Source organism: Nocardioides maradonensis (genome assembly GCF_054777115.1).
Window position 1 is genome coordinate 1 of record NZ_BAAHAZ010000031.1, and the last position, 12,543, is coordinate 12,543.

Here is a 12,543-nt window from a genome sequence, read left to right on the forward strand (position 1 = left end):
GTCCTCGGCGATCTTGGCCTGCTCCGGGGTGACCACATCCATGATCACGCCACCCTTGAGCATCTCCGCCATCCCCCGCTTCACGCGGAAGGTGCCGGTGCCGGTCACAGGAGACCCGCGGCTTCGGTGAGGACCTTCTCCAGGATCTGGTAGATCTCGTCGAAGTGCGACTGGTCGCAGATCAGCGGCGGGGAGAGCTGGATGACCGGGTCGCCGCGGTCGTCGGCGCGGCAGTACAGGCCGGCATCGAACAGGGCCTTGGACAGGAAGCCGTAGAGGATGCGCTCGCACTCCTCCTCGGAGAAGGACTCCTTGGTGAACTTGTCCTTGACCAGCTCGATCCCGTAGAAGAAGCCGGCGCCGCGGACGTCGCCGACGATCGGGAGCTCCTTGAGCTTCGACAGCGTGCCGAGGAAGTCGCCCTCGGTGTCGCGGACGTGCTCGAGGATGCCCTCGTTCTCGAAGGCGTCGATGTTCGCCAGCGCGACCGCGGTCGAGACCGGGTGGCCACCGAAGGTGTAGCCGTGCGCGAACATGTTGTTGTCGCGGCCGAAGGGCTCGAAGAGCTTGTCGGAGGCGATCATGGCGCCGAGCGGGGAGTAGCCCGAGGTGAGGCCCTTGGCCGAGGTGATGATGTCCGGCTCGTAGCCGAAGCGCTCCGCACCGAACATGTGGCCCAGCCGGCCGTAGGCACAGATGACCTCGTCGGAGACCAGCAGGACGTCGTACTGGTCACAGATCTCGCGGACCCGCTGGAAGTACCCGGGCGGGGGCGGGAAGCAACCGCCGGCGTTCTGGACGGGCTCGAGGAAGACGGCGGCCACGGACTCGGGGCCCTCGTTGAGGATCGCGACCTCGATCTGGTCGGCGGCCCAGCGGCCGAAGGCCTCCGGGTCGGAGCCGTCGAGGAAGCCGCCGGTGATCTCGGAGGCGCGGTAGACGTTGGTGTTCGGGACGCGGAAGGTCGAGGGGACCAGCGGCTCGAACTGCTGCTTGAGGCCCGGGAGGCCGGTGATGGACAGCGCGCCGTGCGTCGTGCCGTGGTAGGCGATGGCGCGGCTGATCACCTTGTGCTTCATCGGCTGGCCGGTGAGCTTGAAGTAGTTCTTCGCGAGCTTCCACGCGGTCTCGACGGCCTCGCCGCCACCGGAGGTGAAGAAGACGCGGTTGAGGCTGCCGGGCGCGTACGCCGCGATCCGGTCGGCCAGCTCGATCGCGGTCGGGTGGGCGTAGGACCACAGCGGGAAGAAAGCCAGGTCCTGCGCCTGCTTGGCGGCGGCCTGGACGAGGTCGGTGCGGCCGTGGCCGAGCTGGTTGACGAACAGCCCGCCCAGCGCGTCGAGGTAGCGGCGACCCTGCGCGTCGTAGATGTAGGCACCCTCGCCGCGGACGATCACCGGAACGTCGTTGCCGGTGTGGCGGGTGAAGTGCATCCAGAGGTGATCCTTCGCGGCCTGCTGGAGGCGGTCGTTGTCGTAGCTCATGGAAGCGAGCGTAGGGACCGGCCGACACGCGCGGCATGGACGAAATGTCGAATCTGTGCTCGACTCGGGCTACAAAGCGGCAGTTGACGAGGGAGTGCGGCATGGCAGGGGAGACCTCGGTCCAGGATCTGCAGCGGATGCTGGACTACCAGCGCTCGCTGACGCGGTCCGCGGTCCGCAACGGACTGCGCGGTGCGGTGAGCGTGCTGTCGCGGGAGCTGCGGCGCGACGCGGTCGTGCTCGACGAGTACGGCGTCGTGATGGCCTCGTCGACCCGCCGGCGCGAAGTGCTCGACGCGGTGGCGGGGGAGTACCAGCGCCAGTCCGGCTCCCGGCGCGCCGGCGCCGTCGCGGTGGACACCGCGGAGGGCACCCTCGAGCTGCAGATGATCCAGGGCCGCTCGGGCGTCTGCGGCTGGCTGGCCGTGGTCCACCCGGCGCCGCCGACCCACACCGAGCGGCTCCAGCTCAACCAGGCCGCCGCGCTGATCACGCTGCAGCTGGACTGGCCGACCGAGCTGGTGGCGGCGTACCGCGCGCTGGGCGGCACCCTGCTCGCACTGCTGCTCGACACGGGCGGCCGGGCCACCGGGCTGGAGCGGCACCTGCACCACTTCGGCTTCGAGGCGAACGACCGCGTGGTGGTCGCGGTGGCCGCCTGCCGGCGCCGGGTGAGCCGGATCGAGGAGGAGATCGCGGCCCACCTGGAGATGAGCAAGCAGCCGCACGTGGTGACCCGGGTCGACTCGGGCGTGGCGATCCTGCTGCTGGAACGGGACGCCGAGACGGCGGTGGCGGCCATCGCGTCGGCACTCGCCGGCGCCGGCATCGAGGACGTCGCGCTGGGCGTGAGCGGGGGCCTCGACCAGGACGCGATCGCCAGCGGCCTCGGCCCAGCCGAGCTGGCCGCCCAGGCGGCGCGCCGCGACGGCGCACCGCTGGGCGCCTTCGCGGACCTCCGCCTCGGACCGGTGCTCGCCGACGAGGTCGTGCGCGACCGGGTCTGGGCGCTCGCCGCCCCCGCCCTCGACGCCCTGGAGGCCGAGACCGGCCCCCGCGACGCCGATCTGCTCGTGACCCTGGAGGCGTTCCTGCAGCACAACGGGTCCTGGGAGGCCGCCTCGAAGGAGCTGGGCATCCACCGGCACACCCTGCGCTCCCGGATCGCACGGGTCGAGGAGCTCACCGGGCTCGGCCTGGACGTGGCCGAGAACCGGGCCCTGCTGCTGCTCGCCCTGCTGTCGCGACCGTTGCGGACCTCGGGCTGACCCACCGCCGAAGGAGCACTTCTGGTCCCGCGAATGGAGCCTCGTGGCCCTCCGGGATCGCGATCTCGGAGGGCCACAGCTGTTCATTCGCGGGGCCCGGAGGGTTCTTTCGCGGGCAGGTGGTTGAGAAATCTGGCGTGACCCCCTTCACACCGCGGACGTCCTGACCTAATCTGAACCAGACTTTGAACGCTATTCAAACTCTGGAGGAGCTCGGATGCCAGGTCACCGACGCCTCAGGCTGGTCGCGGCGGCGGCGCTCGCCGCCACCCTGTCCGGCGGCCTCGCCGCGTGCACGGCGAGTGCCGGCAGCACCGGCGGGAAGCCCGTCCACGGCGGCGTGCTGCACACGCTGCGCGCCAACCCGTTCGAGGGGTTCGACCTCGACAAGGGCACGCTGAACTCGACGTACCAGATCTCGCAGGCGGTGCTCGAGCCGCTGATCCGGGTGGGGGAGGACGGCAAGTCGCTCGCGCCCGGACTGGCGAGGTCGTGGGCCTACAACAAGACGGGTGACCGGCTGACGCTGCACCTGCAACCGAAGGCGACGTTCAGCAACGGCAGGCCGGTGACCGCTCAGGACGTGGAGTTCTCGATCCGCACGTGGCAGGCCGGGCCCAACTACGGCGCCACGTTCGCCGACATCAAGACCATCCAGGTCGTCAACGCCAAGACGCTCGTCCTGCACCTCAGCGGGCCCGACACGACGCTCATCGCGTTCCTGTCGTGGGCGAACGCCGGTGTGGTGCCGAAGGACTTCGCCGGGATGAGCGAGGCCGACTTCTGGCAGCACCCGATCGGCGCCGGGCCGTTCACCGTCGAGAAGTGGAGCGGCAACGGTGAGGTCGTGCTGAAGCGCAACCCGCACTACTACCGCCCCGGGCTCCCGTACGTCGACGAGGTCGACAGCCAGTTCGCCAGCGACCCGAACTCGGTGACGCTGCAGATCCTGTCCGGGCAGGCCGACATGGCCGACGAGATCCTCCCGGTCACGGCCGCCACGCTGCCGAAGAACGAGGTGTACGCCGGTCCGGAGCACCTCACGCCCGTGCTGCTGATGAACACCAAGGACGGCGCCCTCGCCGATGTGCAGGTGCGGCGCGCGATCGCCGCGGCCATCGACTACGACGCGATCTCCAACAGCGCGCTGCGCGGTTACGGCAAGCCTCCGCAGGGGGCCCTGCCCACCAACCTGCAGAACTGGGCTCCGCCGAGCACGCCGTACTTCACCCACGACGTGGCGGCGGCCCAGGCCGACATCGCGAAGGCGACCACGAAGCCCGACCACCTCTCACTGATCTACCCCAACGACGCGAGCTCGAGCGTGATGGCGCTGGTGATCCAGGACGACCTGGAGCAGATCGGGATCACCGTCGACCTCAAGCAGTCCGACTCCTCGACGGAGTTCGGGGCGATGAGCAGCGGCGAGTACCAGCTGGCGATCTTCTCCAACAACGCGATCTCGCCCGACGCGTCCGACCCGGCCTGGTACATCGCCGCCACGAACACCATGTTCACCGGCTACCCCACGGACAAGGCGTTCTCCATCCTCGGTGCGTACGGCGCCGCGACGACCCCCGCCGCGAAGCGCGCGCAGATCACGAGGCTGCAGGACCTGTGGACCTCGCAGGTCCCCTACATCGCCCTCGCGAACACCCCGGCGCTCGAGGGCGTCGGAGCCAAGGTCCACGGCGAGCACGTCGCGCCGTGGGGCGTCTACTACTTCGACACGATCTGGAAGGGGTGACCGATGACCGGAAGGTTCGGCTTCGTCGCCCGACGCTTCGTCAGCCTGATCCCGCTGACGCTCGGCGTCCTGCTCCTCACCATGCTGCTGCTCAGCCTCGCGCCCGGTGACCCGGCGCGGATGGTCGCCGGCCCGCGCGCACCGCAGTCCCAGGTGGACGCGGTCGCGCACCAGCTCGGCCTCGACCAGCCGGTGTGGCACCGCTACGTCGACTACGTCGGCCACGTCCTCAGCGGCAACCTCGGCTCGTCGTTCAAGACCGGCCAGTCCGTCGCCGGCCAGATCGCCTCGCAGCTGCCGCTGACCCTGGCCCTCGCCAGCTTCGGCGTGCTGCTCGCCCTGCTGCTGACGGTCCCGCTCGCCGTCGCCGCCGCCCGCAAGCCCGACGGCCCCGTGGACCACGTGGTCCGGCTGCTTGCCGTCTTCGGCATCGGACTGCCCACGTTCTGGGTCGCGATCATGGCGATCCGGCTGATCGCGCTGCCGACCGGCTGGTTCCCGGTGGCGGGCTTCGGCGACACCTTCTCCTCGCACGTCAGCGCGTTCGTGCTGCCGTCCTTCGTGGTGGCGCTGAGCATCATGGCGCCGATGATCCGCAGCCTGCGGGCGACGATGATCGAGCTGCGGGAGGCCGAGTTCGTGCTGGCGGCCCGCACGTTGGGCTACTCCGGCGGGTCACTGCTGCGTCGGTTCCAGATCCGCAACGCGATCTCGCCGCTCGTCGCCGTCACGGCCGCCCAGGCCGGCTACGCCCTGTTCGGCACCGTCGTCGTCGAGGTCGCGTTCACCCTGCCCGGCATGGGCATGGGGCTCGTGGTCGCGGCCCGCACCCAGGACTTCCCGCTGGTGCAGGGGTACGTCGTCATCTTCGCGGCGCTGGTCGTCGCGCTCTACCTGCTCGCGGACGTCATCACGGCGACCGTCGACCCGCGCGTCAGGATCGCGGCATGAGCGCCCCGGTGGCATCGCCGGTCGCGGTCGCGGCGGCCGACACGCCCCGGCGGCGGACGAGGTCGGGCAAGGCGGCCCGGATCAAGCTGGTCGTCGGCGCGACGATCGTGGCGGCGTACGTGCTCGCGGCGCTGCTGGCCCCGGTGCTGGCGCCGTACGACCCGCTCCAGCAGCACATCGTCGACCTGCTGCACGGCCCGTCGTCGACGTACCTGCTCGGCACGGACGCGGTCGGGCGTGACGAGCTGAGCAGGCTGCTGTACGCCGCCCGCATCGACCTTCCCGTCGCCGCGATGGTCACCGTGCTGCCATGCCTGCTCGGCACCGCGCTCGGCGTCGTCTGCGGGTACGTCGGCGGCTGGTTCGACGCGCTCGTCATGCGGATCAGCGACCTGCTGCAGGCGTTCCCCATGTACGTGCTGATGATCGTGCTGGTCTTCAGCCTGGGCCCCGGCGTGCGCTCGCTGCTGATCAGCTTCACCCTCGTCGGCTGGGTCGTCTACGCCCGGCTGGTGCGGATCGAGGTGCTGCGGATCCGCGAGGCGGAGTACGTGACCGCCGCCGTGACCGCGGGGTTCCGGGCGCCGCGGATCATCCTGCGGCACGTGCTGCCGAACACGCTGCGCCAGACGCTGATCTACCTGACCTCGGACCTGGTGTTCGCGGTGACGGCGCTCGCGGCGTTCTCGTTCCTGGGCTTCGGCATCCAGGAGCCCACGGCCGAGTGGGGCAACATGATCGCCGGCGCCGACCCGTACATGGGCCAGCACCCGGTGCTCACCGTCGCCCCCGGCCTCGTCATCACCGTCCTCGCGCTCGGCTTCGCCCTGCTCGGCGACGGCCTGCAGGACAGGAAGGGGAAGTGATGGTGCTCTCCGTCAGGAACCTGCACCTCGAGACCGAGGACGGCACCCCGCTGGTGCACGACCTGTCCTTCGAGCTCGGCCGCGGCGAGACGCTCGGCATCGTGGGGGAGTCGGGCAGCGGCAAGAGCCTCACCCTGCGCTCGATCCTGGGCATCCAGGCCGAGTCGATTACGGTCTCGGGCGAGATCACCTGCACGGCCCGCACCGCCATGGTCTTCCAGGAGCCCGCGACCGCCCTCAACCCGACGATGCGGGTCGGCACCTTCGTCGCCGACGTGTGGCGGCGGCACCACCGCGGTACCTCGCGCGCAGCTGCCCGGGCTGCCGCGGTCGAGCTGTTCGACCAGGTCGGCATCGTCGACGCGGCGAGGCGCATGGACGCCTGGCCGCACGAGCTCTCCGGCGGCATGCGGCAGCGCGTCATGATCGCCGCCGCGCTCGCCACCGACCCGGAGGTGCTGCTCTGCGACGAGCCGACCACGGCGCTCGACGTACGGGTGCAGGCGCAGATCCTGGCGCTGCTCCGCAGCCTGGTCGCCGAGCGTGCCATGGCGATGGTGTTCGTCAGCCACGACCTCGCGGTCGTGTCGAGCGTGTGCGAGCGGCTGCTCGTGATGCGCCACGGCGCGCTCGTCGAGGAGGGCACGCTCACCGACGTCATCGCCGACCCGCGCGAGGACTACACCCGCGAGCTGCTCGCGGCGAACCTCTCCCGCCGGCTGGCCGAAGGAGCCGCACGATGAACGCCCTGCTCGAGATCGACCACGCATCCGTCCACTTCGGTGGCGGTGGCGCGCTGGCCCGCCGGCTGGGCCTCGGCGGCTCGCCGGTCGTGGCCGTCGACGACGTCAGCGTGTCCATCCCCAGCGGGACGGCGACCGGCATCGTCGGTGAGTCCGGCTCCGGCAAGTCCACGCTGATGCGCGCCGTGATGGGGCTCAACCGGCTGGCGTCGGGCGAGATCCGGTTCCGCGGCACGCCGCTCGGCGTCCACCGCGACCTCGCCACCCGGCGCGCGATCCAGATGGTGTTCCAGGACCCCGGCACCACGCTGAACCCGGCCCGCACCGTCGGCTCCACCCTGGAGGAGCTGCTCAGCGTCCACCGCGTGGTGCCCGCCGACCGGGTCGACGCCCGGGTGAAGGAGCTGCTCGACCTGGTGCACCTGCCCGCGTCCATCCGCGACGCCCGGCCGAAGCGGCTCTCCGGCGGTCAGAAGCAGCGCGTCGGCATTGCCCGCGCGCTCGCGCTGGAGCCCGACCTGCTCATCGCCGACGAGGCGACGAGCGCGCTCGACGTCGTCGTCCAGGCATCGGTGCTCGACCTGCTCGCCGAGCTGCGCGCCACCACCGGCGTCACCCTGGTCTGCATCACCCACGACCTCGACCTGGTCCGCTACGTGTGCGACGACGCCGTCGTCATGCGGCACGGCAAGGTGGTCGAACAGGGGCCGGTGGAGCAGGTCTTCACCCACCCGCAGGACGGCTACACGGCCGAGCTGATCGCGGCTGCACCGTCGCTCGTCGTACCGCCTGGGAAGGTGGCTCCATGACCACCAAGCGCCAGGCGCGCCGCGCCGAGATCGCCCGAGCCGCCGTCGGACCGCTGAGCGCCGAGGGCGTCAGCAACGTCCGCCTCAACGACGTCGGCAAGAGCCTCGGCATGACCGGCGCGCACATCCTCTACTACTTCGAGAGCAAGAACGACCTGTTCATGGCCGCGCTCACGACCGTCGAGGAGGACCTGCGCTCCCGAGTGATGAGCAGGTTCGAGGAGCTCCCGTCCGCGCGCGAGCGGTGGGAGTGGCTGCTCGAGGTCGGAGCGCCCACCGGCCTGGACGACAGCGGCCTGCTGCTCTGGCTCGAGGGCTGGGCGGGAGCGGTCCACCAGGAGGACGTCCTCGCCCTCATCACCGAGCTCGAGGCCGCGTGGCAGCAGCTGCTGCGCGACGTGCTCAGCTACGGCATCGAGCGCGGCGAGCTCCCGTCGACGGTGGACGTCGAGCTGCTCGCCGAGGGTGTCTCCGCCCTGCTCGACGGCCTCACCATCCGCGTGGTCGTGGGCTACCGGCCCGTCGACCACGACCGGGCGATGGAGGTCGTCCGGATGTTCCTGGACCCGATCGTCCCGTGGCGCGAGGCCACCGGCGGCAGCAACGAAAGAGGAGAGCAGTGACTACCCCCGACATCAGGTGGCGCATGCCCGCCGAGTGGGAGCCGCACGAGCGGGCGTGGATGGCCTGGCCGTCCGCGTCGTACACGCTCGGGGAGACGGCGGAGGAGGCCGACGAGGCGTGGACCGCCTGGGCGGGCGTCGCCAACGCGGTCGTCGAGCACGAGCCGCTGACGGTGCTCGTCACGCCCGAGGGACGGGCCGAGGCGGAGCGCCGGCTGAGCCCGGCGATCGAGCTGGTGGAGGCGCCCCTCGACGACGCCTGGTACCGCGACATCGGACCGACCTTCGTCGTCGGCACGGACGGGCTCGGCGCCGTGAACTGGGTGTTCAACGGCTGGGGCCAGCAGTACTGGGCGCACTGGGAGCACGACGCGACCGCCAGCGAGGTCGCGACCGAGCGCAGCGGCGCCGTCCGGATCGGCTCGGAGATGGTCAACGAGGGCGGCGGCATCCAGACCGACGGCGAGGGGACCTTCCTCGTCACCGAGACCGTGCAGCTCGACCCCTTCCGCAACCCCGGCTGGACCAAGGAGCAGGTCGAGGCCGAGCTGGTCCGCACGCTCGGTGCGCGCAAGGTGATCTGGCTGCCCCGCGGGCTGACCCGCGACTCCGAGCAGTTCGGCACCCGCGGCCACGTCGACATCGTCGCCGCGTTCATCGGCGGCGGCCGGGTGCTCGTGCACGACCAACGCGACCCGTCCCACCCCGACCACGCCGTGACGGCCGAGGTCGTCGAGCTCCTGTCGGGCGAGACCGACGCGGCCGGCCGGCCGCTCGAGGTCGTCCGGCTACCGGCGCCGAAGACGCTCCGCGACGAGGAGGGCTGGGTGGACTACAGCTACGTGAACCACTTCGTGGTCAACGGCGCGGTGGTCGCCTGCTCCTTCGACGACCCGGTCGACGCCGAGGCGGTCGACGTCCTCGCCGCCGCGTATCCCGGTCGCACCATCCGCACCGTCGACGCCCGCGCCCTCTTCGCACGCGGCGGCGGCATCCACTGCATCACCCAGCAGCAGCCCGCTCTGGGCCACCACTGATCAGGAGAACCAGCATGAGCACCCCCACCCGTCCCTTCGCCCTCGTCCGCCCGCCGGCGGCGTCGCTGCAGGATGGCATCGTCACCTTCATCGAGTCCACGCCGCTCGACCTCGACCTCGCGCGCGAGCAGTGGGCGGCGTACGTCGCCGCGCTGGAGACCAACGGCTTCCCGACCGTGCACGTCGAGGTCGACGACACGCTCCCCGACTCGGTCTTCATCGAGGACGCCGTCGTCATGTTCGGCGACCTCGCGGTCATCACGAACCCCAAGCAGCCGGCCCGAAACCCCGAGACCGTGGCCACCGAGAAGGTCGTCCTCGACCTCGGAATCGAGACCGCCACGATCACCGAGGGCCACCTCGACGGCGGCGACGTGCTCAAGGTCGGCACGACGGCGTACGTCGGCGTCACCGGCACCACCGACGCCCAGGCGGTCGAGCAGCTGCGGGGCATCCTGGAGCCGCGCGGCTGGACCGTGGTGGCCGTGCCGGTCACGAAGGCGCTGCACCTCAAGAGCGCCATCACCGCCCTGCCGGACGGCACCATCATCGGCTACGGCCCGGTCGTCGACGACCCGAGCATGTTCGAGCACTACCTGGAGGTTCCCGAGGAGCCGGGTGCGCACGTCGTGGTGCTGGCCGACGACAAGGTGCTGATGAGCTCGCGGGCGCCCCGGACCGAGGCGATCCTGCGTGAGCGCGGCCTCGACGTGGTCACCGTCGACATCTCCGAGTTCGAGAAGCTGGAGGGGTGCGTGACCTGCCTGAGCGTCCGGGTGCGCTGACGCGCAGAACAGACAGCTGTGGCCCGCCGAGAGGATGATCTCGACGGGCCACAGCTGTCTTGTCGCGCTGAGGGGTCAGCTCCAGTCGACGCTGAAGTACTGCGTCTCGAGGTACTCCTCGATGCCGGCGCGGGCGCCCTCACGGCCGATGCCGCTCTGCTTGACGCCGCCGAAGGGCGCGGCGGGGTCGGAGACGAGACCGCGGTTGATGCCGATCATGCCGGCCTCGATCCGCTCGGCGAGGCGCAGCGCCGAGCCGAGCTCGCCGTACACGTACGCCGCCAGGCCGAACTCGGTGTCGTTGACCTTGCCGAGCAGCTCCTCCTCGGTCGAGAAGACCTGGATCGGAGCGATCGGGCCGAAGATCTCGTTGCGCACCAGGTCCGCGTCAGCCGGTACGTCGACCAGGACCGTCGGCGGGTAGAAGTACCCGGTCTCCGGGCCGGTCTTGGCCTGGGCGGCGATGACCGCGCCCCGCGAGATCGCGTCGTCGACGAGCCGGGTCACCCCGGCGACCGCCTTGGACGAGATCAGCGGGCCGATGTCGCTGCCCTCGGACGCGGGGCCGACCTTGAGCGCCTCCACCCGGTCGCCGAGCAGGCGGGTGAACTCCTCGGCCACGTCGGCGTGCACGTAGATCCGGTTGGCCGCGGTGCACGCCTGACCGCCGTTGCGGAACTTGGCGATCATCGCGCCGTCCACGGCCGCGGCGACGTCCGCCGACGGCAGCACCACGAACGGGGCGTTGCCGCCGAGCTCCATCGAGGTGTTGACGACACGGTCAGCGGCCTGGCGCAGCAGCACCCGACCCACGCCGGTCGAGCCGGTGAAGGAGATCTTGCGGACCCGCGGGTCCTCCAGCCAGGTGGTCACGATCGACGCGGCGTCGAGGCCGTTGACGATGTTGACGACGCCGTCGGGGATGCCGGCCTCGGTGATGAGGCGGCCCACGGCGAGCGCGGTGAGCGGGGTCTCCGCGGCGGGCTTGAGCACCACCGTGCAGCCGGCGGCCAGCGCCGGAGCGATCTTCCGGGTGGCCATCGCGGCCGGGAAGTTCCACGGGGTCACGAGCGCGGCCACACCGACGGGACGGTGCGTCACCAGGGTGCGGGTGCCGCCGGCCGGCGAGGAGCCGAAGTCGCCGTGCGGGCGGACCGCCTCCTCGGCGTACCAACGGAAGAACTCGGCCGCGTAGACGACCTCGCCCCGCGCGTCGGTGAGCGACTTGCCGTTCTCGGCCGCGATCAGCTCGGCGAGCTGGTCGGCGTCGCGCAGCATGAGCTCGCGGACACGCGACAGCAGCTCGCTGCGGGCGCGCGGCGAGGTCGCCGACCAGGCCGCGAGCGCGGCCGAGGCGGCGTCGACGGCCGCGGTCGCGTCCGCCGGCGTGCCGTTGGTGACGTGGTCGATGACCTCGCCGGTGGCGGGGTTCTCGACGGGGAAGGTGGCGACAGTGGCAGGAAGGTCGGTCACGGGTAGAGGCCTCGCAGTTCGTGGGCTTGCTGGACGCGCTCGACGGCCAGGCAGGTGGCCGCGAGTCGCAGGGTGAGCTGGTGGGATCGGGCGTAGTCGAGGACCTCGTGCCAGGACCGGGTCATCCGGTCCACGAGGCGTTCGTTGACCTCGTCCTCGGACCACCAGTACGACTGGTTGGCCTGGACCCACTCGAAGTAGGACACGACGACGCCGCCGGCGTTGGCCAGGATGTCGGGTACGACGAGCACACCCCGTGCCTCGAGGATGCGGTCGGCCTCGGCGGTCAGGGGGCCGTTGGCGCCCTCCACGATCAGCCGCGCCTTCACCTGGTCGGCGTTGTCGGCGTGGACCACGCCCTCGATCGCGGCCGGCACGAGGACGTCGACGTCGGCGGTCAGTACCTGGGCGCCGTCGATCGGGGTGGCGCCGGGGAACCCGACGATGGAGCCGGTCTGGTCGACCCACGCCTCCAGGGCCGGCACATCGATGCCGTCCGCGGAGAAGAGGGCGCCGTAGACGTCGGAGATCGCGAGGACCTGGACGCCCTGTTCGGTGAGGATCCGGGCTGCGCCGCGGCCGACCTTGCCGAATCCCTGCACCGCGGCGGTCGCGCCGGTCGGGTCGATGCCGAGGTGGCGCAGGGCCTCGACCGCGATGGCGACCACGCCACGGCTGGTGGAGGCGGCGCGGCCGCGGGAGCCGCCGACGGCCAGGGGCTTGCCGGTCACCACGCCGAGGACGGTGTGGCCCTTGC

12 protein-coding genes and 1 pseudogene are annotated in these 12,543 nt (G+C 71.2%); 9 read left to right on the forward strand and 4 right to left on the reverse strand.

Translation table 11 applies throughout. From position 1 onward, the window contains the following. Together ACYVAQ_RS22995 and ACYVAQ_RS23000 are read right to left on the reverse strand one after the other, a co-directional pair. A pseudogene (locus tag ACYVAQ_RS22995) lies at positions 1-108 on the reverse strand (pyridoxal 5'-phosphate synthase lyase subunit PdxS); the annotation flags it as partial. Beyond that, a complete protein-coding gene (locus tag ACYVAQ_RS23000; protein WP_460792940.1) occupies positions 105-1,484 on the reverse strand; it encodes an aspartate aminotransferase family protein in 1,380 nt (459 codons plus the stop codon). The gene ACYVAQ_RS23000 and the pseudogene ACYVAQ_RS22995, both read right to left, overlap by 4 nt. A 101-nt stretch (positions 1,485-1,585) precedes the next feature. On the opposite strand from ACYVAQ_RS23000, the gene ACYVAQ_RS23005 reads away from it, so the two are divergent. The 9 genes from ACYVAQ_RS23005 (at position 1,586) to ddaH (ending at position 10,313) form a co-directional block, all read left to right on the forward strand. Beyond that, positions 1,586-2,752, forward strand: a complete 1,167-nt coding sequence (locus ACYVAQ_RS23005; protein WP_460792941.1) for a PucR family transcriptional regulator — start codon at positions 1,586-1,588, stop codon at positions 2,750-2,752. Between the two features lie 217 nt (positions 2,753-2,969). Next, a complete protein-coding gene (locus ACYVAQ_RS23010; RefSeq protein WP_460792942.1) occupies positions 2,970-4,499 on the forward strand; it encodes an ABC transporter substrate-binding protein in 1,530 nt (509 codons plus the stop codon). A 3-nt stretch (positions 4,500-4,502) separates the two neighbouring features. Further along, entirely contained in the window at positions 4,503-5,450 is a 948-nt protein-coding gene (locus tag ACYVAQ_RS23015; RefSeq protein ID WP_460792943.1) for an ABC transporter permease, read from the forward strand. Further along, positions 5,447-6,316, forward strand: coding sequence for an ABC transporter permease (locus ACYVAQ_RS23020; RefSeq protein WP_460792944.1), 870 nt, complete (start codon positions 5,447-5,449; stop codon positions 6,314-6,316). Before ACYVAQ_RS23015 ends, ACYVAQ_RS23020 begins: the two co-directional genes overlap by 4 nt. Then, on the forward strand, positions 6,316-7,059 hold the full coding sequence (locus ACYVAQ_RS23025) for an ABC transporter ATP-binding protein (RefSeq protein WP_460792945.1): 744 nt from the start codon (positions 6,316-6,318) through the stop codon (positions 7,057-7,059). Before ACYVAQ_RS23020 ends, ACYVAQ_RS23025 begins: the two co-directional genes overlap by 1 nt. Then, entirely contained in the window at positions 7,056-7,868 is an 813-nt protein-coding gene (locus tag ACYVAQ_RS23030) for an ABC transporter ATP-binding protein (RefSeq protein WP_460792947.1), read from the forward strand. Before ACYVAQ_RS23025 ends, ACYVAQ_RS23030 begins: the two co-directional genes overlap by 4 nt. After that, on the forward strand, positions 7,865-8,491 hold the full coding sequence (locus ACYVAQ_RS23035) for a TetR family transcriptional regulator C-terminal domain-containing protein (RefSeq protein WP_460792948.1): 627 nt from the start codon (positions 7,865-7,867) through the stop codon (positions 8,489-8,491). The genes ACYVAQ_RS23030 and ACYVAQ_RS23035 overlap by 4 nt, the downstream gene beginning before the upstream one ends. Further along, positions 8,488-9,528: an agmatine deiminase family protein gene (locus ACYVAQ_RS23040; protein ID WP_460792949.1), complete on the forward strand. Its 1,041-nt coding sequence runs from the start codon at positions 8,488-8,490 to the stop codon at positions 9,526-9,528. The genes ACYVAQ_RS23035 and ACYVAQ_RS23040 overlap by 4 nt, the downstream gene beginning before the upstream one ends. Positions 9,529-9,542: 14 nt before the next feature. Further along, positions 9,543-10,313, forward strand: a complete 771-nt coding sequence (ddaH, locus tag ACYVAQ_RS23045) for a dimethylargininase (RefSeq protein WP_460792950.1) — start codon at positions 9,543-9,545, stop codon at positions 10,311-10,313. Positions 10,314-10,388: 75 nt separating this feature from the next. On the opposite strand, the gene ACYVAQ_RS23050 is transcribed toward ddaH, so the two are convergent. Both ACYVAQ_RS23050 and ACYVAQ_RS23055 read right to left on the reverse strand, forming a co-directional pair. Then, positions 10,389-11,786 carry an NAD-dependent succinate-semialdehyde dehydrogenase gene (locus ACYVAQ_RS23050; RefSeq protein WP_460792951.1) on the reverse strand — a complete coding sequence of 466 codons (1,398 nt, stop codon included), beginning with the start codon at positions 11,784-11,786 and terminating at the stop codon, positions 10,389-10,391. Continuing rightward, on the reverse strand, positions 11,783-12,543 hold a 761-nt coding region (locus tag ACYVAQ_RS23055), incomplete at its 5' end, for a Glu/Leu/Phe/Val family dehydrogenase (protein ID WP_460792952.1). The genes ACYVAQ_RS23050 and ACYVAQ_RS23055, both read right to left, overlap by 4 nt.